This window comes from Streptomyces sp. NPDC047917, from assembly GCF_043204345.1.
Lineage (GTDB): Bacteria > Actinomycetota > Actinomycetes > Streptomycetales > Streptomycetaceae > Streptomyces > Streptomyces sanglieri.
In genome coordinates, this window is the sequence record NZ_JBIDCA010000005.1 from 336,147 (window position 1) to 358,886 (window position 22,740).

At 70.6% G+C, this 22,740-nt stretch carries 18 protein-coding genes; 1 reads left to right on the top strand and 17 read right to left on the bottom strand.

The annotated features are described in order from the left end of the window. Positions 1-4: 4 nt before the first annotated feature. Together lspA and ACGF8B_RS14330 are read right to left on the bottom strand one after the other, a co-directional pair. Positions 5-607 (bottom strand): signal peptidase II, encoded by a 603-nt coding sequence (gene lspA, locus ACGF8B_RS14325; protein ID WP_392737907.1) that lies wholly within the window; start codon positions 605-607, stop codon positions 5-7. Between the two features lie 58 nt (positions 608-665). Then, positions 666-1,484 (bottom strand): TraR/DksA family transcriptional regulator, encoded by an 819-nt coding sequence (locus ACGF8B_RS14330; RefSeq protein ID WP_392737909.1) that lies wholly within the window; start codon positions 1,482-1,484, stop codon positions 666-668. A gap of 566 nt (positions 1,485-2,050) precedes the next feature. Between ACGF8B_RS14330 and ileS the strand changes: the two genes are divergently transcribed. Further along, entirely contained in the window at positions 2,051-5,200 is a 3,150-nt protein-coding gene (gene ileS, locus ACGF8B_RS14335) for an isoleucine--tRNA ligase (RefSeq protein ID WP_392737911.1), read from the top strand. Between the two features lie 537 nt (positions 5,201-5,737). On the opposite strand, the gene ACGF8B_RS14340 is transcribed toward ileS, so the two are convergent. From ACGF8B_RS14340 to ACGF8B_RS14410, 15 genes are all read right to left on the bottom strand, one after another. Further along, a complete protein-coding gene (locus ACGF8B_RS14340; RefSeq protein ID WP_124718182.1) occupies positions 5,738-6,868 on the bottom strand; it encodes a DivIVA domain-containing protein in 1,131 nt (376 codons plus the stop codon). A 49-nt stretch (positions 6,869-6,917) separates the two neighbouring features. Continuing rightward, positions 6,918-7,202, bottom strand: coding sequence for a YggT family protein (locus tag ACGF8B_RS14345; RefSeq protein WP_072483208.1), 285 nt, complete (start codon positions 7,200-7,202; stop codon positions 6,918-6,920). A 70-nt stretch (positions 7,203-7,272) separates the two neighbouring features. Beyond that, entirely contained in the window at positions 7,273-7,896 is a 624-nt protein-coding gene (locus ACGF8B_RS14350; protein WP_342286275.1) for a cell division protein SepF, read from the bottom strand. Positions 7,897-8,022: 126 nt separating this feature from the next. Further along, on the bottom strand, positions 8,023-8,742 hold the full coding sequence (locus ACGF8B_RS14355; RefSeq protein WP_392737912.1) for a YggS family pyridoxal phosphate-dependent enzyme: 720 nt from the start codon (positions 8,740-8,742) through the stop codon (positions 8,023-8,025). Between the two features lie 6 nt (positions 8,743-8,748). After that, positions 8,749-9,489, bottom strand: a complete 741-nt coding sequence (gene pgeF, locus ACGF8B_RS14360) for a peptidoglycan editing factor PgeF (RefSeq protein WP_392737914.1) — start codon at positions 9,487-9,489, stop codon at positions 8,749-8,751. Then, positions 9,486-10,700: a cell division protein FtsZ gene (gene ftsZ, locus ACGF8B_RS14365; RefSeq protein ID WP_392737916.1), complete on the bottom strand. Its 1,215-nt coding sequence runs from the start codon at positions 10,698-10,700 to the stop codon at positions 9,486-9,488. The genes pgeF and ftsZ overlap by 4 nt, the downstream gene beginning before the upstream one ends. A 277-nt stretch (positions 10,701-10,977) precedes the next feature. Then, positions 10,978-11,772: a cell division protein FtsQ/DivIB gene (locus ACGF8B_RS14370; protein ID WP_392737918.1), complete on the bottom strand. Its 795-nt coding sequence runs from the start codon at positions 11,770-11,772 to the stop codon at positions 10,978-10,980. A gap of 50 nt (positions 11,773-11,822) precedes the next feature. Beyond that, positions 11,823-12,917: an undecaprenyldiphospho-muramoylpentapeptide beta-N-acetylglucosaminyltransferase gene (gene murG, locus ACGF8B_RS14375; protein ID WP_266691367.1), complete on the bottom strand. Its 1,095-nt coding sequence runs from the start codon at positions 12,915-12,917 to the stop codon at positions 11,823-11,825. A 6-nt stretch (positions 12,918-12,923) separates the two neighbouring features. Next, on the bottom strand, positions 12,924-14,384 hold the full coding sequence (gene ftsW / locus ACGF8B_RS14380) for a putative lipid II flippase FtsW (RefSeq protein WP_392737920.1): 1,461 nt from the start codon (positions 14,382-14,384) through the stop codon (positions 12,924-12,926). Positions 14,385-14,427: 43 nt separating this feature from the next. Continuing rightward, complete coding sequence (gene murD / locus ACGF8B_RS14385) at positions 14,428-15,861, bottom strand: UDP-N-acetylmuramoyl-L-alanine--D-glutamate ligase (RefSeq protein ID WP_392737922.1); 1,434 nt, start codon at positions 15,859-15,861, stop codon at positions 14,428-14,430. Further along, positions 15,843-16,913, bottom strand: a complete 1,071-nt coding sequence (gene mraY / locus ACGF8B_RS14390; protein WP_124718175.1) for a phospho-N-acetylmuramoyl-pentapeptide-transferase — start codon at positions 16,911-16,913, stop codon at positions 15,843-15,845. Before mraY ends, murD begins: the two co-directional genes overlap by 19 nt. After that, positions 16,910-18,316, bottom strand: a complete 1,407-nt coding sequence (murF, locus tag ACGF8B_RS14395; protein WP_342286290.1) for a UDP-N-acetylmuramoyl-tripeptide--D-alanyl-D-alanine ligase — start codon at positions 18,314-18,316, stop codon at positions 16,910-16,912. The genes mraY and murF overlap by 4 nt, the downstream gene beginning before the upstream one ends. Positions 18,317-18,320: 4 nt before the next feature. Next, the gene (locus tag ACGF8B_RS14400; RefSeq protein WP_392737925.1) at positions 18,321-20,048 is read right to left on the bottom strand and encodes a UDP-N-acetylmuramoyl-L-alanyl-D-glutamate--2,6-diaminopimelate ligase; all 1,728 of its coding nucleotides are present in this window, start codon (positions 20,046-20,048) and stop codon (positions 18,321-18,323) included. Positions 20,049-20,066: 18 nt separating this feature from the next. Continuing rightward, positions 20,067-22,046 carry a peptidoglycan D,D-transpeptidase FtsI family protein gene (locus tag ACGF8B_RS14405; RefSeq protein WP_392737927.1) on the bottom strand — a complete coding sequence of 660 codons (1,980 nt, stop codon included), beginning with the start codon at positions 22,044-22,046 and terminating at the stop codon, positions 20,067-20,069. A gap of 4 nt (positions 22,047-22,050) precedes the next feature. Further along, the gene (locus ACGF8B_RS14410; protein WP_392737928.1) at positions 22,051-22,713 is read right to left on the bottom strand and encodes a septum formation initiator family protein; all 663 of its coding nucleotides are present in this window, start codon (positions 22,711-22,713) and stop codon (positions 22,051-22,053) included. Between the last annotated feature and the right edge of the window lie 27 nt (positions 22,714-22,740).

Here is a 22,740-nt window from a genome sequence, read left to right on the forward strand (position 1 = left end):
GGTACTAGTCCTTGTGCACGGTGCCGTCGGGGTCCAGGCCCTTGAAGGAAAGGATCACGATGAGGAAGCCGCCGCAGACGATCGCGGAGTCCGCGAGGTTGAAAACGGCGAAGTGGGCAGGGGCGATGAAGTCCACCACGGCGCCCTGGAAGGTGCCGGGGGCGCGGAAGATGCGGTCGGTGAGGTTGCCGAGCGCACCGCCGAGCAGCAGGCCGAGCGCGATGGCCCACGGCAGGCTGTAGAGCTTGCGCGCGAGCCGGGCGATCACCACGATGACGGTCGCCGCGATGAACGTGAAGATGATGGTGAACGCCTCGCCGATGCCGAACGCGGCGCCGGCGTTACGGATCGCGCTGAGCTGGAGCCAGTCGCCGATGAGCTCGATCGGCTCGTGGTGCTCCAGCTTCGCGACCACGAGCATCTTGCTGCTCAGGTCGAGGAGATAGGCGAACACGGCCACGGCGAAGAGCACCATGATCTTGCGCCTGCCCCTGCCCGGGGCGGTCTCCCCGCCCCGGTCCTCAACCCGGTCCGCGGCCTCGTCCCCCTCTGTCCCCTCAGCATCGGGGATGTCCGGCGTACCGATGATGCGCTCCGCCTCTGCCACGTGAATCCCTCAACCTAGGTTCCTGACTGAGGACGAGGGTACGACACACCGCCCGGGATCAGCCGCGTCGCTCCTGCTTCTGTTTGTCCTCGACACAGAGCGTGGCGCGGGGGAACGCCTGCATCCGTGCCTTGCCGATCGGATTGCCGCAGATCTCGCACAGTCCGTACGTCCCGGCGTCGAGCCGGGCCAGCGCCCGCTCGGTCTGCTCCAGCATCTCCTGGGCGTTGGCGGCGAGCGACATCTCGTGCTCGCGGGTGATGTTCTTGGTGCCGGTGTCCGCCTCGTCGTCACCCGCGCCGTCGCCGGAGTCGCGCATCAGCCCGGCGAGCGCGGCGCTCGCGGCCTCCAGTTCACTGCGCAGCCGCATGGCCTCGCTGCTCAGCTCGGCCCGCGCCTCGGCGACCTCGTCCGGGGTCCAGGGATCCTCCCCCGGCCTGACCGCCAGCTCGCCGGGGGCTGTGGCGGCGACCCCGCGGGCCGGGGGCACGGGCGCCGCGCCCGTGCCGGCCGTGCGGGTCCGGGCCGCGCTCTTCTTGGCTACCACCGTGTGGGCTCCCGTCTTCCCGGCGGCCTCGGCCGCCCCCTCGGCCGCGTCGGCGGCCTTCTTCGAAGCCTTCTTGGCTGCGCTCTTCTTCGCCGGCGCCTTCCTGAGCGGCGCCTCGTGCCCGGCGTCCGCCTGTCCGGCGGCCGCCACCTTCTTCGCGGCGGTCTTCCTCGCCGCAGCCTTCGTCGCGGCGGTCTTCTTCGCCTCGGCCTTCGTCGCACCGGCCTCCGGGACGGTCTCCATGCCCGCGTCGCCACCCGTCTCCCCGGCCGCCGCGCCCGTGGATCCGGCCGACGCCGTCTTCTTTGCGGCGGTCTTCTTCGCCACCATGGCCGCGGCCCCTTCACATATTGTGATCTTGCACGCGAATCGTGCTGGGACGATAAATCGACCCCAGCCCCGCGGCAACGGGGCACGCCGCCGGATCGCTCCTCCCCGCGTCCGGATCCCGGCCTGCCTGCATCCGTTGTGCCCAGCTCACGGCCGGGTAATCCGCCCCCGGATCCCCCGCCCGGACTCCGTACTCCGCCGTCTGGCCATTCGGGTCACGCCCCGTCCGCCGCGTTAAACCGGTCGGCCGTCCCCCGTACGGGCCCGTACACTGGCCTCAGCGAGAGGCGTGGATGGGACGAGTAGCGTCGTACGCAGCCAGGAGCGACCCGGGGACGGTGGAAGCCCGGGGGCGAGCGCGTCGTGAAGATCACCCGGAGCCGTCGGAAGAAAGCTCTGGACAGTGGGCTCCGCCCACGGGCACCAGGCAAGTAGAACCGGCATCGCGCCCCAATGAGGGGGCCACGGGCGCACACCCGGGGCCAAGGAGGGTGGTACCGCGGGAGCCGATGAGGCCCTCGTCCCTCCGACGGAAGTGGAAAACGTCCGCCGGAGGAAGTCCGCCCATGACATCGCCGCAGTACCACCAGGTACCCGCCCAGGTCGACCTGCCCGCGCTGGAGCACGCCGTGCTCGATTTCTGGCGCGACAGCAAGGTCTTCACCAAGAGCCTCGAACAGTCCGAGGGACGCCCCGAGTGGGTCTTCTACGAGGGCCCGCCCACCGCCAACGGCATGCCCGGCGCCCACCACATCGAGGCGCGCGTCTTCAAGGACGTCTTCCCCCGCTTCCGGACCATGCAGGGCTACCACGTCGGCCGCAAGGCCGGCTGGGACTGCCACGGACTGCCGGTCGAGCTCGCGGTCGAGAAGGAGCTGGGCTTCAACGGCAAGAAGGACATCGAGGCGTACGGCATCGCCGAGTTCAACGCCAAGTGCCGGGAGTCCGTGACCCGCCACACCGACGCGTTCACCGACCTCACGACCCGCATGGGCTACTGGGTCGACCTCGACGACGCGTACCGCACGATGGACCCCGAGTACGTCGAGTCCGTGTGGTGGTCGCTGAAGGAGATCTTCAACAAGGGCCTGCTGGTCCAGGACCACCGCGTCGCCCCCTGGTGCCCCCGCTGCGGCACCGGCCTCTCCGACCACGAGCTGGCGCAGGGGTACGAGACGGTCGTCGACCCGTCGGTCTTCGTCCGCTTCCCCCTCACCTCCGGCCCGCTGGCCGGCGAGGCATCCCTGCTCGTCTGGACGACCACCCCCTGGACCCTGGTCTCCAACACCGCCGTCGCCACGCACCCCGACGTCACCTATGTCGTCGCGACCGACGGCGAGGAGAGGCTCGTCGTCGCGCAGCCGCTGGTCGAGAAGGCGCTGGGCGAGGGCTGGGAGACCACCGGCGAGAGCTTCACCGGCCGTGAGATGGAGCGCTGGACCTACGAGCGCCCCTTCACCCTGGTGGACTTCCCCGCCGAGGCGCACTACGTGGTCAACGCCGAGTACGTGACGACCGAGGACGGTACGGGTCTGGTCCACCAGTCCCCCGCCTTCGGCGCCGACGACCTCGTCGTCTGCCGCTCCTACGGTCTGCCGGTCGTGAACCCGGTCCGCCCCGACGGCACCTTCGAGGAGGGCCTGCCGCTGGTCGGCGGCGTCTTCTTCAAGAAGGCCGACGAGACGCTCACCGAGGACCTGGCCGCCCGCGGCAAGCTCTTCCGGCACGTCCCGTACGAGCACAGCTACCCGCACTGCTGGCGCTGCCACACCGCGCTGCTCTACTACGCGCAGCCGTCCTGGTACATCCGCACGACCGCCATCAAGGACCGGCTGCTCCAGGAGAACGAGAAGACCAACTGGTTCCCGGACTCCGTCAAGAACGGCCGTTTCGGCGACTGGCTGAACAACAACGTCGACTGGGCGCTGTCCCGCAACCGCTACTGGGGCACCCCGCTGCCGATCTGGCGCTGCGAGGACGGCCACCTCACCTGCGTGGGCTCCCGCACCGAGCTCGGCGAGCTGACCGGCACCGACCTCTCGGGCCTCGACCCGCACCGCCCGTTCATCGACGAGATCACGTTCACCTGCACGCACGAGAACTGCCAGCTGGAGGCGTACCGCGTCCCGGAGGTCATCGACGCCTGGTACGACTCGGGCTCGATGCCGTTCGCGCAGTGGGGCTACCCGTACAAGAACAAGGAGCTCTTCGAGAGCCGTTACCCGGCGCAGTTCATCTCGGAGGCCATCGACCAGACCCGCGGCTGGTTCTACACGCTGATGGCGGTCGGCACCCTGGTCTTCGACAAGTCGTCCTACGAGAACGTGGTCTGCCTGGGCCACATCCTCGCCGAGGACGGCCGGAAGATGTCCAAGCACCTCGGCAACACCCTCGAACCGATCGCCCTCATGGACCGGCACGGCGCGGACGCGGTCCGCTGGTTCATGGCGGCCGGCGGCTCCCCGTGGGCGGCGCGGCGCGTCGGTCACGGCACCATCCAGGAGGTCGTCCGCAAGACGCTCCTCACGTACTGGAACACGGTCGCCTTCCAGGCCCTGTACGCCCGTACGTCGAACTGGGCGCCGTCCGCGGCCGACCCGGCCCCGGCGGACCGCACGGTCCTGGACCGCTGGCTGCTGAGCGAGCTGAACGCGCTGGTCGACCAGGTCACGCAGGCTCTGGAGGGTTACGACACCCAGCGCGCCGGCAAGCTGCTGTCCGCCTTCGTCGACGACCTGTCCAACTGGTACGTACGCCGGTCGCGCCGCCGGTTCTGGCAGGGCGACAAGGCCGCGCTGCGCACCCTGCACGAGGCGGTCGAGACGGTGACCCGGCTGATGGCCCCGCTCACCCCGTTCATCACCGAGCGGGTCTGGCAGGACCTGGTCGTCCCGGTCACGCCGGGCGCCCCCGAGTCGGTCCACCTCTCCGCCTGGCCGAAGGCGGACCTGTCGGTGATCGACCCCGCCCTCTCCACGCAGATGGCCCTGGTCCGCCGCCTGGTCGAGCTGGGCCGGGCCACCCGCGCCGAGTCCGGTGTGAAGACCCGTCAGCCGCTGTCCCGCGCCCTGGTCGCGGCGTCCGGCTTCGGGACGCTCTCCCCCGAACTGCACGCCCAGATCACGGAGGAGCTGAACGTCTCCTCGCTGGCCTCGCTCTCCGAGGTCGGCGGCTCGCTGGTCGACACGACCGCGAAGGCGAACTTCCGGGCGCTCGGCAAGCGGTTCGGCAAGGGTGTCCAGGCGGTGGCCAAGGCAGTCGCGAACGCCGACGCGGCGGCCCTCTCGCTGGCCCTTCGCGAGGGCACGGCCTCGGTCGAGGTGGACGGCGAGACGGTCACCCTCTCCCCGGACGAGGTGATCATCACCGAGACCCCGCGCGAGGGCTGGTCGGTGGCGTCCGACTCGGGCGCCACGGTCGCCCTGGACCTGGAGATCACCCCGGAGCTGCGGCGCGCGGGCCTGGCCCGTGACGCGATCCGCCTCATCCAGGAGGCCCGCAAGAACAGCGGCCTGGACGTCGCCGACCGCATCGCCGTCCGCTGGACGTCGGCCTCCCCCGCCACGGTGGAGGCCCTTACCGAGCACGCGGGCCTCATCGCGGACGAGGTCCTCGCCCTGGACTACGCCCAGGGCGAGGCGGACCCGACGTACGGCGAGCCGTTCGAGGACGAGGGTCTGGCGCTGGCGTTCCGCCTCCGCAGGACGGAGCAGTAACCCACGAAGAAACAGGAGGGCCCGGCCGGACACCAGTCCGACCGGGCCCTCCTGCTGTCCCCCGCACCCTCCCGGCCCTTCCCGATTCCGCCACGCCCCGGCACCTCGCTACCACCCGGCCGCCCCAACGCCTCGCTACCGCCCAGCCCCGGCACCTCGCCCCCACCCCGCCCGGCACCTCGCTCCCCCAGCCTCGACGCCTCGATTCCAGCCCTCCCCGAGGCCGCTCCCACCTCGCCCCAACCGTCCGTTTCGGCCGGCCCCGCACCCTTCTCAGCCCCTCCGGCGATTGAGGAGCGGGGTCCGGGGCAGAGCCCCGGTTCCGGGAAGGGGCGGGTAGGGGAACAGCCCCGCGCAGCGGCCCAACACCCCCGACCCCACAGCCCCCGTCACCGACCCCACCCCCACCCCACCTCGCCCCACCCCGCCCGCCCCGCGAAGCGCCCCGCACACGGCAAAAGGGCCGGGCCCCGGGGAAATCCCCGGGGCCCGGCCCTCAGCCTGCCGACGGCTACGCGCTCACCGCGCGCACCCGGCTCAGTTGTCGTCCTCGTCGATCAGGAACCCGCGCATCGGCGAGGGAGCCTGCTGCATCGGCTGCGGCGCCTGCGGCCGCACCGGCGCCATCGGCTGGGTCATCGCCGGCGACATCTGCTGCTGGCCGCCGTACGAGGGCCCACCGCCCATGGACGGGTTGCCGCCCATCGGCTGGTTGCCGTGGTTGCCGCCCATGGTGTGGCCCATGGCGCCCGCACCGGCCGGAGCCAGCGAGGGCGACGGCGGCAGCGAAGCGGTCGCCGGGGTCCGCGGCGGGGCCAGCGAGTCGTCCGCCTGGGTCTCCAGCTGACGCAGCTGGCTCTCCAGGTAGGACTTCAGGCGGGTCCGGTACTCACGCTCGAAGCCACGCAGATCCTCGACCTTGCGCTCCAGCGTCGCGCGGGCCGACTCCAGCGAGCCCATCGCCACGCGGTGCTTCTCCTGCGCGTCCCGCTCCAGGGCGTCCGCCTTGGCACGCGCGTCGCGCTCCAGGCCCTCGGCGCGGCTGCGCGCCTCGCCGACGATCTTGTTGGCCTCGGAACGGGCCTCCGCGATCGCCTGGTCGGCGGTCTGCTGCGCGAGCGAGAGGACACGGGCGGCACTGTCGCCACCGGGGCCCTGACCGGGCTGCTGCATCTGCGGCTGCTGCATCTGCTGCATCTGCTGCTGCGGGGCGTGACCACCCATGGGGCCGCCCATCGGGCCACCCATGGGACCGCCCTGCATCGGGCCGGGGCCGTGCGGGCCCTGCGGACCGGGGCCGTGCTGGCCCTGGGGACCAGGACCGTGACCACTGGGACCGGCGGGCAGCTGCGGAGCACCACCGGGCAGCTGGGGGGGACCCATCTGCGGGGGCTGCTGCTGGACCGGCGGACCCGATATGGCGGCGGGCACCGGCGCCCCGGGCCGGTCCTGCGGCTCCGGCTTGCGCATGCCCTGCTGCTGGTTCTGCGCGGCGGCACGCGTGGCGGCGGCCAGCTTCGCGCGCAGGTCCTCGTTCTCACGGAGCAGGCGGGTCAGCTCGGACTCGACCTCGTCGAGGAAGGCATCGACCTCGTCCTCGTCATAGCCTTCTCGGAGGCGGACGGTCGTGAACTGCTTGTTCCGCACGTCCTCAGGAGTCAGCGGCATCTCTTCTTCACCTCTACGTAGTCGTCGGCAGTCGGCAAGACCGTATCGCTCACAGCCTGATCACAATGCTGATCAGGATGTAGACGATGATCATCAGAACGAAGAAGGACAGGTCGAGTGCCACGCCCCCGAGACGCAGCGGCGGGATGAACCGCCGCAGAAGCTTGAGCGGTGGATCGGTGACAGTGTAGGTGGCCTCAAGTATGACCACCATCGGCTTGCCGGGCTGCCATGAACGCGCGAACTGGAAGACGTAGTCCATGACCAGCCGGAAGATCAGCACGATGAGGAAACACATCAGCGCGATATAGACAACCTGCAGTGCGACGCCCATTTCGCGCTTCCCTCTCCCCTGGCTCTCGTAGCTCCGACCTCGCGGCCGGGTTGTTCCCGGTGTCGTGTTCTCAGCTCTGGTTGAAGAATCCGCCCTCAGCGATACGGGCCTTGTCCTCCGCCGTGACATCGACGTTAGCAGGCGACAACAGGAACACCTTCTGCGTCACGCGCTCAATGCTGCCATGGAGACCGAAGACGAGTCCTGCGGCAAAGTCGACAAGTCGCTTTGCATCCGTATCGTCCATCTCCGTGAGATTCATGATCACCGGAGTGCCCTCACGGAAGTGTTCCCCGATGGTACGGGCCTCGTTGTAGGTCCTGGGGTGCAGCGTGGTGATGCGGTACGGCTCCCGCTCGGACACGACCTTGGGCATGATCACCGGTGCGTTCTTCTCCATGTTCGGGCGTTCAGGTGTGATGGATGCCACGGGGGCGATTCGGGCGGGTCGCTCTCTCTCCGCCGGGATCTGAACCGGCTCCCGCTGCGCGGGAGGCTGCACCGCTCGTACCGGTTCGTCCCGCTCCCGGTCCCGTTCCCGCTCCACCTGATGCGCGGGCTGGTGCCGCCGCCGGTCGCGCTCCGGCTCCGGCTCGGGTTCGAATTCGTCGTCGGGGTCGAACCCCGGACCGTCGTACCCATCGTCCTCCACGAGGCCGAGGTAGACCGCCATCTTGCGCATCGCGCCGGCCATGCTCCGAGTCCTCCGCTCTGTGGTGGATCGGCATCTGTCACCAAGTGCCCCGCGATCCACTGAGGCCTGCCCGCCATAGGCGGGAATGACCATATTTTCTGCTGTGGTCCGACCTGCTTGGCGACGTTACCCGAGCCCGGGTCGGACTCCGAGTACCGCCGTACCGACGCGCACATGTGTCGCTCCGGCCGCGACCGCGTCCTCGACGTCCGCGCTCATCCCCGCAGAGACCATGTTCGCAGCCGGATGGTTCCCGCGCAGGCGGGATGAGAATTCCATCAGCCGGTCGAAGGCGGCCCGTTGGCGACCCGCGTACGGCCCGGCGAGCGGCGCGACGGTCATCAGACCGCCGAGCCGCAGCCCCGGCGCGGACTCCACCGCGTCGGCCAACTCCTCGATCCCGTCCGGTGCGACGCCGCCCCGGTCGCCCCGCTCGCCGCTCTCCGCGTCGAGTGCCACCTGGATGAGGCAGCCGAGTTCGCGCCCTTCGCGTTCGGCGGCGGCCGAGAGGGCCGTGACCAGTCTGACCCGGTCCACCGACTGCACAACATCGGCATAACTCGCTACAGAACGAACCTTATTCGTCTGCAATTGACCGACAAAGTGCCATGTGAGCGACAGATCCGCACATTCGGCTGCCTTGGGGGCCGCGTCCTGGTCACGATTCTCCGCGACATGACGTACACCCAGTCCATGCAGAATCCGCACATCGCTCGCGGGGTAGGTCTTCGTGACCACGATGAGCGTCACTTCATCCCGCTCGCGACCTGCGGCGGCACAGGCGGAAACGATGCGTTCCTCCACCCGCGCCAGATTTTCGGCGAGTTGAGCCTTACGGTCCGTCATGCCCTATCAGTCCAACCAGACATATCCGGCGAGCCGCCCGGTGATGCGGTCGCGGCGGTACGAGAAGTGATCGCCCGATTCGAGGGTGCAGACCGGCGAGGCCTGCCGGTCCTCGACGCCGAGCTCCTTGAGCTGGGCGTGGACCCCCGCGGTGACATCCACCGCCGGAGTGCCCCAGCTGGTCTCGGACCAGGCGGCCGGGACGCTCTTCGCGACGTCGGCGCGCATGTCGGCCGGGACTTCGTAGCACCGCCCGCAGACCGCCGGCCCGGTACGGGCGACGATCCGGGAGGTGTCGGCGCCGAGCCCGGCCATGGCCTCGACCACGGCGGGGACGACCCCGGCGGCCAGACCGGGGCGGCCCGCGTGCGCCGCCGCCACGATCCCGGCGACCGGGTCGGCCAGCAGTACGGGGGTGCAGTCGGCGGTGAGCACGGCGAGCGGAAGCCCGCGCCGCGCGGTCACCACCGCGTCCACCGCGGGGATCTGCGAAGCGTCTCGCCACGGCCCGTCGACGACCGCGACGTCCCGCCCGTGCACCTGGTTCATCCAGACGACCCGCGCCGGATCCAGACCGAGGGTCCGGGCGGCGCGCTCGCGATTGGCCAGAACGGCGGCGGGGTCGTCTCCGACCGCGCCGCCGAGGTTGAGCTCCTCGTACGGAGCGGCGCTCACTCCGCCCCACCGGTCGGTGAAGGCGAAGTGCGCGCCGCCCGTCGAGGACAGTGCGTGGTGCTGAGCTATCACTTCAAGAAGTCCGGGACATCCAGCTCTTCGGCCTGGGAGTCCTGGTACGGACGGGCCGTCGGGACGTGCGGCGGGGCGACCGGCGGCAGGTGGGTCTCGCTCGCCACCGGTACGGGCTCCGACTGCACCGGCGGCTCCTCGCGGATGGGCACGGAGCCCAGTCCACCGGTCTGACGCACGGGCTCCGGGGTCCGGACCGGTGCGGTGGGCTCGTCGCGCTTGGCGGAGTTGGCGCCCAGGACGTTCTCGCGGCGGGCCGGCGGCTGTCCGCCGTCGAAGCCCGCGGCGATCACGGTGACCCGTACCTCGTCGCCCAGCGCGTCGTCGATGACCGCGCCGAAGATGATGTTCGCCTCGGGGTGCGCCGCCTCGCTCACCAGCTGGGCGGCCTCGTTGATCTCGAAGAGACCGAGGTCGCTGCCGCCGGAGATGGAGAGCAGGACACCGCGGGCGCCGTCGATGGACGCCTCCAGGAGCGGCGAGGAGATCGCCATCTCCGCGGCGGCCACCGCGCGGTCGTCGCCACGGGCCGATCCGATGCCCATGAGTGCCGATCCGGCCTCGGACATGACCGACTTGACGTCGGCGAAGTCGAGGTTGATCAGACCCGGGGTGGTGATGAGGTCGGTGATGCCCTGGACACCCGAGAGCAGCACCTGGTCGGCCGACTTGAACGCGTCGAGCACGCTGACCTGGCGGTCCGAGATGGACAGCAGCCGGTCGTTGGGAATGACGATGAGGGTGTCGACCTCTTCGCGGAGTTCGGCGATGCCGTCCTCCGCCTGGTTCGCGCGTCGCCGGCCCTCGAAGGTGAACGGGCGGGTGACCACGCCGATCGTCAGGGCGCCGAGCGAGCGCGCGATGTTGGCGACGACGGGTGCGCCGCCGGTGCCGGTGCCGCCGCCTTCTCCGGCGGTGACGAAGACCATGTCGGCCCCCTTGAGGACCTCCTCGATCTCCTCACGGTGGTCCTCTGCCGCCTTGCGACCGACTGCCGGGTTGGCGCCGGCGCCAAGGCCGCGGGTGAGTTCGCGGCCGACGTCGAGCTTGACGTCGGCGTCGCTCATCAACAGGGCTTGCGCATCAGTGTTGATCGCGATGAACTCGACGCCCTTGAGACCGACCTCGATCATTCGGTTGATGGCATTGACACCACCGCCGCCGACACCGATGACCTTGATGACTGCGAGGTAGTTCTGCGGTGCTGCCACGTCGAAGGCCTCTCGCCTCGAGTTACGTGTCGTCGCTTCGCGGTAGTCCCGCCGCGACGACGGATGCCGATTGGGGCGGTCCGAAACGCCGACCCAAACCCTAACGTTGAAGTTTAGGGTTACCAGTGTGTCTGCTTCATGGACTCTTCCGAACAGGACACTAAGTCGACAAGTGGCGCACGTTCAACGAACACGCCGAACCTCCCGTTTTTCTTTTCACCCTATGTGATCACCCGTAGCGCTGACCAACCAGGGTGCTGGCCAGGCCAAATGTGCGTCAACTGCCCGACACGGAAGGGGCGGTGGGTGCACTCACGTCGAAGTGTCCCGCTTTGGGAGCGGCTTTCATGAGAGCGGTGAGGACTTTCGCCTTCACCGGACCCCCTTCGCCACTGCCCCAGATCACCGTGCGCCCCCGGGTGAGTTGCAGGGAGATCGAGTCGTACGAGGTGACTCGCACGACCTCGGTGTCCTTGGCCACTCCGCCCGGAAGTTCGCCCGCGACCCGGACCGCTTCCCGCACCAGCCGGGCACTGCCGAATCGGCGCAGACTCGCGGACTGATCAGGTTTCAGTTCCAGCAGAGGTACGCGACCGGGCGATTTGTCCACCGTTGCGAAATGAACGCCTTTCGCGTCCACTTCAATGAACTTTGCGCCCTTTTTGACCAACAGGACCGGCTGTCGTTCCGTCACCTTAAGTCCGATTCCGTGCGGCCATGACCGTACGACATCCACGGAGTCGATACGAGGCAACTTCTGGCGCAATCGGGCCGCGACGGCGTCGGTGTCGACAGAGATCAGCGGGGCCCCGATCGGGACCTCCGCCGCGGCCTCCACCTCGGCCGGTGTCAGCACGTCGACACCGGTGGTCGCGACCTGCTCGGCACGGAGCCAGGAGGAGCCGTAGAGCGCCCAGACGGCGCCGGAGGCGAGCAGCAGCACGAGAGCGCCGGACACGATCAGCGTTCTGCGGCTGGGCAGTCGGCGTTTCCGGGGGCGCGGACGCGGCGGGCGGGCCGGGGAGTCCTCCCGCTGCGTTCTCCCGCGCTGGGCGGTCGTCGGTCCGGCCACGCTCGCTCCTTATGCCGGGTCCGGGAGCACCGCTCCCGGACCCGTCCGCCTCACGCGCCTCGGCGTGCGGCAATCGCCTCGTACACCATGCCGACGAGCAGGTCGTCGGCGTCCCGGCGGCCGAACTCGGCGGCGGCGCGGGACATCTCGTACAGCCGGTGCGGATCCGCGAGCACCGGGAGGACGTTGCCCTGCACCCACTCGGGGGTGAGCGCCGCGTCGTCCACCAGCAGCCCGCCGCCGGCGTTGACCACCGGCTGGGCGTTGAGCCGCTGTTCGCCGTTGCCGATGGGCAGCGGTACATAGGCGGCGGGGAGCCCGACGGCGGAGAGTTCGGCGACGGTCATCGCACCGGCGCGGCAGAGCATCATGTCGGCCGCGGCGTACGCGAGATCCATCCGGTCCACGTACGGTACCGGGATGTAGGGCGGCATCCCGGGCATGTTGTCGACGCGCGGCAATTCGTTCTTCGGGCCGACCACATGGAGGATCTGGATTCCGGAGCGCTGGAGCAGCGGCGCGACGCGCTGGACCACCTCGTTGAGGTGGCGGGCGCCCTGCGAGCCGCCGGAGACCAGCAGCGTCGGCAGGTTGGGGTCGAGGCCGAAGGCGGCACGCGCCTCGGGGCGGACCCGGGCCCGGTCCAGGGTGGCGATGGTGCGGCGCAGCGGGATGCCGATGTAGCGGGCTCCGCGCAGCTTGCTGTCGGGGGTGGAGACGGCGACGCCGTGGGCGTACCGCGAGCCGATCTTGTTGGCCAGGCCCGGCCTGGCGTTGGCCTCGTGGACGACGATCGGCACCCCGGCCCGCTTGGCGGCGAGGTAGCCGGGCAGGGCCACGTAGCCGCCGAAGCCGACGACGCAGTCCGCCCTGGTGCGTTCCAGGATCTGCTCGGCGGCCTTGATGGTGCCGCGCAGCCGTCCCGGGACGGTGATCAGTTCCGGGGTGGGCTTGCGCGGCAGCGGCACGGCCGGGATCAGGGCGAGTTCGTACCCCCGCTCGGGTACGAGCCTGGTTTCGAGTCCGCGCTCCGTGCCTAGGGCAGTGATTCCCACGGTCGGGTCCTGCCTGCGCAGGGCGTCCGCGAGGGCAAGCGCGGGCTCGATGTGGCCGGCGGTCCCCCCACCGGCGAGTACGACATGCACCGAAATTCACCGCTCTCCGGACGGACGCTTCTTGACGCGCCGTCTCATCGTCTTCCATCTCACCCCGGGCCTCCGCATGGCCAGGGCAGCCTTCGCCGCGGGATCCTCTCGCGCGAACGCGATCAGCAGCCCGACGGCGAACATGGTCGGCAGCAGGGCCGATCCTCCGTAGGAGAACAGCGGGAGCGGGACTCCGGCGATCGGCAGCAGGCCGAGCACCGCACCGATGTTGATCACGGCCTGCACCGTGATCCAGGTGGTCACACCTCCCGCGGCGTACCTCACGAAGGGGTCCTCCGTGCGTCCGGCCACGCGGATACCCGCATAGCCTAGAGCCGCGAAGAGGGCGAGTACCGACAGCGTCCCCGCCAACCCCAGTTCCTCCCCGGTGATGGCGAAGATGAAGTCGGTGTGCGGTTCAGGTAGTTGGCCCCATTTTTCCACACTCGCACCGAGCCCGGAACCGAACCATCCGCCGGACGCCAGAGCATAGATGCCGTGCACCGCCTGCCAGCAGGAGTCCCCCGGTCCGGGCTCGCTGGCGCCGATGCAGGCGAGCCTGGACATCCGGTTCGGGCTGGTCTTGATCAGCACGAAGGCGATCAGTGCGGCGAAGCCGAGCACCCCGCCGAAGAGCCGGGTGGGCGCCCCCGCCAGCCAGAGCAGTCCGAACAGGATCGCGGTGAGAATGATCGCAGTTCCCATGTCGCCGCCGAGCATGATCAGCCCGAGGAGCATGAAGGCGACCGGGACCAGCGGTACGAGCAGGTGCTTCCACTGGGTCAGCAGCCGTTTGTCCTGTTTGCGGGCGAGCAGGTCCGCTCCCCACAGGATCAGGGCGAGTTTGCCGAACTCGCTGGGCTGGAGCTGGAAGGGCCCGCCCAGGTAGAGCCAGTTCCGGTTGCCGTTGACCGACATCCCTATCCCCGGCACCTGGACCAGCACCATCAAGAAGACGGTGCCCATGAGCAGCGGATAGGCGAGCGCCCGGTGCAGCTTGGCGGGCATCCGGGCGGCGAGCGCCATCAGTCCGGCGCCGATGACGGCGGCCAGGAACTGCTTGCGGAAGAAGTAGGTGCCCGGTTTGTCGAGTTCCAGGGCTTTGATCATCGACGCGGAGTAGACCATCACCAGGCCGAGCACGGTGATCAGCAGCCCGGCACCCAGGATCAGGTAGTACGCGGTCAGCGGGCGGTCCCAGGCCCGGCGCACCCGCTCGTACGTCCCCCGCATCCGCCCGCGCGGGGAACGGGGCGCGCGGGGGCCGCCGGTGGAACGGCCCTTGGAGCCGGGCGCCGAGGGGCGCCGGGAGCCGGCGACCGAACGGACCCTGAGGGCGGGGCCGAGCGCCGCGGGGGCGCCTGCTGCCGCCGTCACGAGCAGTGGTGGGGCGAGTGCCCGGCTGATCGCCGCGGTGGCCCGTGAGCGGCCCCCACGGGGCCCGGCAGAGCTCTCTTCGGCCGGCATCTTCGCTGTCCCCTCCACTGCTCGTGCGCGGAGGCCGGGCCCGTCAGGCGCTCTCGGCAGCGAGTGCGCGGACCGCGTCCGCGAACGCCTCGCCCCGCTTGTTGTAATTGACGAACATGTCCATCGAGGCGCAGGCCGGGGCCATCAGTACGGTGTCTCCCGGCCGGGCGAGCCGTGCCGCCTCGCGGACCGCCTCGGACATCGCCCCAGTGTCGGTCCGGTCGAGGTCGACCACCGGGACCTCGGGGGCGTGTCGCGTGAGGGCTTCCCGGATCAGTTCCCGGTCCCGGCCGATCAGTACGGCGCCCCGCAGCCGCCCGGCTGCCCCGGTGACCAGCTCGTCGAAGGTGGCCCCCTTGGCGAGGCCGCCGGCGATCCAGACGATCGGGTCGTAGGACGCCAGGGACGCCTCGGCGGCATGGGTGTTGGTGGCCTTGGAGTCGTCGACGTACGCGACCCCGTCGATGTTCGCGACGTGCTCGATGCGGTGCGGGTCTGGGCGGAAGGCCCGCAGTCCGTCGCGCACGGCCGCGGGCTCGACGCCGAACGCCCGGGCCAGGGCCGCGGCCGCGAGGGCGTTGGCGACGTTGTGCGGGGCGGGCGGGTCGATGTCCTTGACCTCGGCCAGCTCCTGCGCCTGCTTCTGCCGGTTCGCCACGAAGGCGCGGTCGACGAGAATGCCGTCGACGACGCCCAGCTGGGACGGGCCCGGTGTGTTCAGGGTGAAGCCGATGGCCCGGCAGCCCTCCTCGACGTCGGCCTCACGGACCAGGTCCTCGGTCGCCGGGTCGGCCGCGTTGTAGACGCAGGCGACGCGGTTGCCCTCGTAGACCCGGCCCTTGTCCGCGACGTACGCCGCCATGGAGCCGTGCCAGTCGAGGTGGTCGGGGGCCAGGTTGAGGACGGCGGCCGAGTGGGCGCGCAGCGAGGGCGCCCAGTGCAGCTGGTAGCTGGACAGCTCAACGGCGAGTACGTCGTACTCCTCGTCGCCGAGGACGGCGTCCAGGAGGGAGACGCCGATGTTGCCGACCGCGGCGGTGCGCAGCCCCGCCGCCTGAAGGATCGAGGCGAGCATCCGTACGGTCGTGGTCTTGCCGTTGGTACCGGTGACCGCGAGCCAGGGGGCCGCGCCCGGGCCCCGCAGCCGCCAGGCGAGTTCGACGTCGCCCCAGACGGGGACGCCCGCCTCGGCGGCCGCGGCGAAGAGCGGCTTGTCGGGCTGCCAGCCCGGGGCGGTGACGATGAGCTCGGTGGACTCGGGCAGGGTCGCCCCGTCGCCGAGGCGCACGGCGATGCCCTGCGCCTCCAGCTCCGCGGCCTGCGTGCGGGAACGCTCGTCGTCCCCGTCGTTGACCACGGTGACGACGGCCCCTAGGCCGTGCAGCACCCTGGCCGCCGGGATCCCGGAGACTCCGAGTCCCGCGACGGTGACGTGCTTGCCCTGCCAGTCCTGGTTGCTCACTTCTCGGCTGCCCATCCCGCGTAGAAGAGTCCGAGTCCGACGATCACGCACATGCCCTGGATGATCCAGAAGCGGACCACGACAAGGACTTCGGACCACCCCTTGAGTTCGAAGTGGTGCTGGAGCGGCGCCATCCGGAAGACCCGCTTGCCGGTCATCTTGAAGGATCCGACCTGGATGACCACGGACATGGTGATCATCACGAAGAGGCCACCGAGGATGGCCATCAGGAACTCGGTGCGGGAGCAGATCGCCAGACCGGCGAGGGCGCCGCCGAGGGCGAGCGAGCCGGTGTCACCCATGAAGATCTTGGCGGGCGAGGTGTTCCACCACAGGAAGCCGAAGCAGGCACCCATCAACGCCGAGGCGACGACCGCGAGGTCGAGCGGATCTCGTACCTGGAAACAGGCGTTGGGATTGGTCAGGGTGTCCGCGTTGACGCAGGACTCCTGGAACTGCCACAGCCCGATGAAGGTGTACGCGCCGAAGACCATCACCGAGGCACCGGTGGCCAGACCGTCCAGACCGTCCGTCAGGTTCACGCCGTTGGACATGGCCAGGATCATGAACAGCGCCCAGACGACGAACAGCACCGGGCCGATCGACCAGCCGAAGTCCGCGACGAACGACAGCCGGTCGGAGGCCGGGGTGTTGCCGTGCTTGTCCGCGAACTGGAGCGAGAGCACCGCGAAGGCGATGCCCACGATCAGCTGGCCCGCCATCTTCGCCTTGGCCCGCAGGCCCAGCGAACGCTGCTTGACGATCTTGATGTAGTCGTCGAGGAAGCCCACGAGGCCCATTCCGGCCATCAGGAAGAGCACCAGCACGCCGGAGAATCGCATCTCCTCGCCGGTGATCAGCTTCGCCGCGACGTACGCGATGATCGTCGCCAGGATGAAGGCAATGCCGCCCATGGTGGGCGTGCCCTTCTTGGACCCGTGGGTACGCGGGCCGTCGTCCCGGATGAACTGCCCGTATCCCTTGCGGGCGAGCAGCTTGATCAGCAGCGGAGTTCCGACCAGGGTCAGGAAGAGCCCGATGGCCCCCGCGAAGAGGATCTGCCTCATCGGCCGGCGACCTCGCCCTCGGACGCGTTCTCCAGCAGTGCCATGGCGACCTGCTCCAGGCCGACCGACCGGGACGCCTTCACCAGCACGACGTCTCCCGGGCGCAGTTCACTGCGCAACAGGTCGACCGCGGCCTGTGCGTCGGACACGTGCACCGACTCCTCACCCCACGAACCCTCGTTGTATGCGCCCAGTTGCAGCCAGGAGGCTTCTCTGCCCCCGACCGCGACGAGCTTGCTGACGTTGAGCCGGACGGCGAGCCGTCCGACCGCGTCGTGCTCGGCGAGCGAGGCGTCGCCGAGCTCGGCCATCTGGCCGAGCACCGCCCACGTACGCCGGCCCTTCCCCATGGCGGCCAGCGCGCGCAGCGCGGCTTTCATGGATTCGGGGTTCGCGTTGTAGGCGTCATTGACGAACGTCACGCCGTCCGGACGCTCGGTGACCTCCATGCGCCAGCGGGAGAGGGTGCCCGCCTCGGAGAGCCCTTCGGCGATCTCGTCTGCGGACAGGCCCAACTCATGGGCGACGGCGGCCGCGGCGAGCGCGTTCGACACGTGGTGCTCACCGTACAGGCGCATGGTCACGTCGCTGCACCCGGTGGGTGTGTGGAGCCGGAAAGCGGGGCGTCCGTCGTCGGTGAGACGGACCTTCTCGCCCCGTACGTCCGCATCCGCGGCTTCACCGAAGAACAGCACCCGGGCCTTCGTACGGGAGGACATGGCGCGTACGAGCGGGTCGTCGGCGTTGAGTACGGCGAGGCCGTCCTCGGGCAGCGACTCGACCATCTCGCCCTTGGCCTGGGCGATCTGCTCACGGCCGCCGAACTCGCCGATGTGGGCGGTGCCGACGTTGAGGACGAGGCCGATGCGGGGCGGGACGAGGCCGGTGAGGTAGCGGATGTCGCCGATGTAGCGTGCACCCATTTCGAGGACGAGGTGTCGAGTGTCCTCGGTGGCGCGCAGCGCGGTGAGCGGCAGGCCGATCTCGTTGTTGAGGTTGCCCGCCGGGTAGACGGTGGGCCCCTTGCGTTCGAGCAGCTGGGCGATGAGGTCCTTGGTTGAGGTCTTGCCCGCCGATCCGGTGAGGGCGACGACGGTGGTGCCGAGGCGGCCCACGACGGTGCGGGCGAGCGCGCCGAGTGCGGCCACGACGTCGTCCACGACGATCGCCGGAACGCCGACGGGGCGGGCGGCCAGCACGGCTGCCGCGCCCGCCTCGACGGCGCGCTGCGCGTAGTCGTGGCCGTCGACCCGCTCACCGGCGAAGGCGACGAACAGGCTGCCCTGCGTCACCTTTCGGGAGTCGATGACGACCGGCCCGCTGACGGTTGCTGCCGGATCGGGTATGTCGTGCGACTGCCCGCCGACGATTTCGGCGATCTCGGCGAGGGAAAGGGCGATCACTTGGTCATCCCTGACTGTTGTTCTCGTGGGTGTGGGCGCGGTGGCCGGCGCTCTCGGTGCGCTCGTGCCCCAGGGACCGCTCGATGGCCGCGCGCAGGACCACGCGGTCGTCGAAGGGGCGTACCACGCCGTGGATGTCCTGCCCCTGCTCGTGGCCCTTGCCGGCGATCAGTACGGTGTCACCGGGCTCGGCGCGGGCGACGGCGGCGGCGATGGCGGCGGCCCGGTCGGCGTCGACCAGGACGTCGCCCCGCTCGTGGACGGGCACTTCTGCGGCGCCCGCGAGCATGGCGGCGAGGATTCCTAGGGGGTCCTCGGAACGGGGGTTGTCGGAGGTCAGTACGGCGGTGTCGGCGAGGCGGGCGGCCGCCGCGCCCATCGGGCCGCGTTTGGTGGTGTCGCGGTCGCCGCCGCAGCCGAGGACGATGTGCACCTTGCCCTCGGTGACGGTCCGCAGGGAACGCAGCACGGATTCGACGGCGTCGGTCTTGTGCGCGTAGTCGACGACCGCGAGGTAGGGCTGTCCGGCGTCGACGCGTTCCAGCCGGCCGGGGACGCCGGGGACGGCCGCGACGCCGTCGGCGGCGGTCTGCGGGTCGATGCCCGCGACGGCGAGCGTGACGATCGCGGCGAGGGTGTTGGCGACGTTGAACGGGCCGGGCAGCGGGGCCCTGGCCGCGATCCGCTCGTCCTTGGGGCCGATGACGGTGAAGGTCGATCCGAGCGGCCCGAGTTCGACGTCCTCGGCGCGCCAGTCGGCGTCCGGGTGGCCCTCGGCGGAGAAGGTGACGACCGGGACGGACGCCTCGGTGATCAGCCTGCGGCCGTACTCGTCGTCGTGGTTGACGACGCCCTGCCTGCTGCGGGCCGGGGTGAAGAGCTGCGCCTTGGCCTGGAAGTAGTCCTCCATCCCGGAGTGGAACTCCATGTGTTCCGGGCTGAGGTTGTTGAAGACCGCGACGTCGAAGACGCAGCCGTCGACCCGGCCGAGCACCAGGGCGTGGCTGGAGACCTCCATGGTCACCGAGTCGACGCCGCGTTCGCGCATGACGGCGAACAGGGCCTGCAGATCGGTGGCTTCGGGGGTGGTGCGCTCGGACTTGATGCGCTCGTCGCCGATCCGCATCTCCACCGTGCCGATGAGCCCGGTGGCGCGCCCGGCGCCGCGGAAGCCGCCCTCGATCAGATAGGCGGTGGTGGTCTTGCCGGACGTTCCGGTGATGCCGATCTGGAGGAGGTCGGCACCGGGCCGTCCGTAGATCTCCGCGGCGAGCTCGCCCATCCGGCCGCGCGGGTCCTCGGTGACCAGCACCGGAAGCCCGGTGGCGGCGGCGCGCTCGGCACCCGCCGGGTCGGTGAGGATCGCCGTCGCGCCGAGACCGGCCGCCTGGGCCGCGAAGTCGGCGCCATGGAAGCGGGCGCCCGGCAGGGCCGCGTAGACATCGCCGGGGCGTACCGCCCGGGAGTCGTGGGTGATGCCGGTGACCTCACCGGGTCCCGGCGGCTCTACGCCCAGCCGGGCTGCCAGTTCGCCGAGCGCGGTGGGCCCGATCCGGTCCGGGCGGGGCGCTCCCGGGTAGTTCACAGGGGCGGCCTTCTGGGTGGTTTGGGACTGATCAGCGTGGGGCACGGCGGTGAGCGTACCGGGCGCACCCGGCCTCTCGCGAAGTGAGGGGCCGGGGTTCTGGTGGTTCCCGTTCCGGTTCCCGGGATCGGGCGTGATGGTTGTCACTGGATGGTTTCCCCGAGTTCACTCGCCGGGCTTGAAGGACACCGGCAGCCGGGCTGAGCCGCTGCCGGACGGTGGGGTCTGGAGGGTCTTGAGCGCGAACTCCATGACCTGCTTGTAGATCGGTCCGCAGATCTGGCCGCCGAAGTAGCTGCCCTTGGTCGGGTTCTGGATCGCGCAGTAGACGGTGATCTGCGGTTTGTCGGCGGGCGCGAAACCCGCGAAGGAGGCGGTGTAGCCGTGGTAGCCGCCGCGCACCGGGTCGACCCGGTTGGCCGTACCGGTCTTGCCCGCCACCCGGTAGCCCGGGATCTTGGCCTTCGTTCCGGTGCCCTCCTCGTCGCCGACCACCGACTCCAGCATCGCGGCCAGCGCCTTGGCGGTCTTCGCGCTGACCACCCTGGTCCGCTCGGGCGGTTCGGCGGCCTGGAACCGCCCGTCGGCGCCCTTGGTGCCGCGTACCAGCGTGGGTGCCACGCGGACTCCGTCGTTGGCGATCGTCGAGTAGATGGAGGCGGCCTGCATGGCGTTGAGCGAGAGGCCCTGGCCGAACGGGATCGTGTACTGCTGCGAGGTCGACCAGTCCTGGGGCTTGGCGAGGATGCCGGGGGTCTCGCCGGGATAGCCGAGTCCGGTCGGTGAGCCGATGCCGAACTTGCGCAGGTAGGAGTAGAGGACCTTGTTGGCCTCGGCCTGCGTCTTTCCCAGTTCGCCGGTGGCCAGGATGGTGCCGATGTTGCTGGACTTGGCGAGTACGCCGTTGAGCGTCAGGTACCAGGTGGGGTGGTCGATGTCGTCCTTGAAGAGCCGGTCGCCCCGGTGCAGCCGGTTGGGGACCGTGACGTGGGTGCCGGGGGTGGCGGCGCCCTCCTCCAGCACGGCGGCCATGGACATGACCTTGCTGGTGGAGCCGGGCTCGTAGACGTCCTGGAGGGCCGCGTTGCCCAGCGACGCCGCGTCGGCCTGCGAGAGGTCGTTGGGGTCGAACCCGGGGGCGTTGGCCATGGCGAGGACCTCGCCGGTCCTGGTGTTCTGGACGACCACGTAGCCGCGGTCGGCCCTGGACTTCTTCACCTGGTCGCTGATGGCCTGCTGGGCGGCCCACTGGATGTCGCGGTCGATGGTCAGCTCGATGTCGGCCCCGGGTACGGCCGGGACCTCCTTGGTGCCCGCGGTGGGCACCCGGCGGCCGCCCGCCTGGGCGTAGCGGATCTTGCCGTCCTCGCCCGCGAGCTCCTTGTCCAGCTGCGATTCGAGGCCGCCCGCGCCCTTGCCGTCGGCGTTGACGTAACCCAGTATCCCGGCGGCGAGGCCCCCGTTGGGGTAGACCCGTTTGGTGGTCGCCTCCTGGAACACGCCGGCCAGCACGTTGGTTCCGGCACCGCCGCTCGCCCGGTCCTTGCCCGCCTTCTCGGCGAAGACGGACTTGAGGTCCTTGATCTGGTTCCAGACCTGCGGGGTCTGCCGGCGGGCCAGGACGACGTAGCGGCCCTTCCCGGACAGCTTCCGGGTCAGCTCGGTGACGTCGGTGCCGAGGATCGGGGCGAGGAGCGCCGCCGCCTGCCGGGGCGCGTCGGGGGCCTTGCTGAATTCGGGCGTGAACATCGAGGGGTCGGCGGTGATGTTGTACGCGTCGACACTGGTGGCCAGGGCGATCCCGCTGCGGTCGGTGATCTCGCCGCGCTCGGCGGCGATCGTGTAGCTGAGGTAGCGGTTCTCTTTCGCCTTGGCCGCGTACGCGCTGGCGTCGACGGCCTGGACCTGGAGCAGCCGGACGACGAACGCCAGCATGACGAGCGTCAGGGCGAGGCTGACCAGACGGAGCCGCGGGCGCGGGCTGCCCAGCCGCAGCCGACTCGCGCTCCGGCTGCGGGGCGGGCGGGGGCGCGGTGCCGGGGTGGAGCGGCGGGCGGCGGGCCGGGGGCGCCCCTGGGCGCCTGCGGCGCCGCGCGGGCGTGCGGGGCCGGGGACCCGGCGGCGCGGTGGATCCTTGGGCGGCACTGCGTCACCTGCCGGGGCTCGTCGGGGTCTGTTCTGCCGGGGTACGCGTCCCGGCGGGCGGGGTCGCAAAGGCGCCGGTCGCGGCGGTTCCGGTCGCGGCGGTTCCGGTTGCGGCGGTGCCCGAAGTCGTGGCGGTGCCGGTCGTGGAGGCGCCGGTCCCGGCGGCGCCCGAAGCCGTGGCCGACGGCAGCGGTGCGGGCGGGACCGGGGCACTGGGCCCGGGGCCGGCGGCGGGGGACGCGGAGGCGGCGGGCGCCACCGGCGCACTGCTCTTCGGCTGCGGCGGCGGGACGGGCTCGGCCGTGGTCTCGGCGGGTACGCCGCGGACCGTGCCGTCCGGGTTCAGGAAGGCGGGGCTGCCGCCGGGCACCATGCCCAGCTCGCGGGCGCGCCGCTCCAGCGCGTCCGGCTCGGAGAAGTTGTCGACGTCGCGCTGGAGGGCCTGCTGCTCGTCGGTGAGCTCGGTGGTCCGCTTCTTCAGCTCGCTCAGCCTGAACGACCCCTCGTTGAGGGCCGAGTTGAGCACCAGGAGCGTGATCAGGCCGCCGCCGAGCAGCACCACGACCAGCAGCACGAAGGGCGTACGGGCCGCGTTGCTGGGCCCGGACGGCATCAGCCGGACGAGCCGCGCGGCGCGCCCTTTCAACTGTCCGGCCGGTCCGCTCACCGCGCCGCCCCGTACATCACCGGTTTC

Coding starts and splice junctions, on each gene's coding strand:
- ACGF8B_RS14330 (WP_392737909.1), bottom strand. CDS start 1,484: ATGGTGGCGAAGAAGACCGCCGCAAAGAAGACGGCGTCGGCCGGATCC.
- ileS (WP_392737911.1), top strand. CDS start 2,051: ATGACATCGCCGCAGTACCACCAGGTACCCGCCCAGGTCGACCTGCCC.
- ACGF8B_RS14340 (WP_124718182.1), bottom strand. CDS start 6,868: ATGCCGCTGACTCCTGAGGACGTGCGGAACAAGCAGTTCACGACCGTC.
- ACGF8B_RS14345 (WP_072483208.1), bottom strand. CDS start 7,202: ATGGGCGTCGCACTGCAGGTTGTCTATATCGCGCTGATGTGTTTCCTC.
- ACGF8B_RS14350 (WP_342286275.1), bottom strand. CDS start 7,896: ATGGCCGGCGCGATGCGCAAGATGGCGGTCTACCTCGGCCTCGTGGAG.
- ACGF8B_RS14355 (WP_392737912.1), bottom strand. CDS start 8,742: ATGACGGACCGTAAGGCTCAACTCGCCGAAAATCTGGCGCGGGTGGAG.
- ftsW (WP_392737920.1), bottom strand. CDS start 14,384: ATGCCGGCCGAAGAGAGCTCTGCCGGGCCCCGTGGGGGCCGCTCACGG.
- murD (WP_392737922.1), bottom strand. CDS start 15,861: ATGGGCAGCCGAGAAGTGAGCAACCAGGACTGGCAGGGCAAGCACGTC.
- mraY (WP_124718175.1), bottom strand. CDS start 16,913: ATGAGGCAGATCCTCTTCGCGGGGGCCATCGGGCTCTTCCTGACCCTG.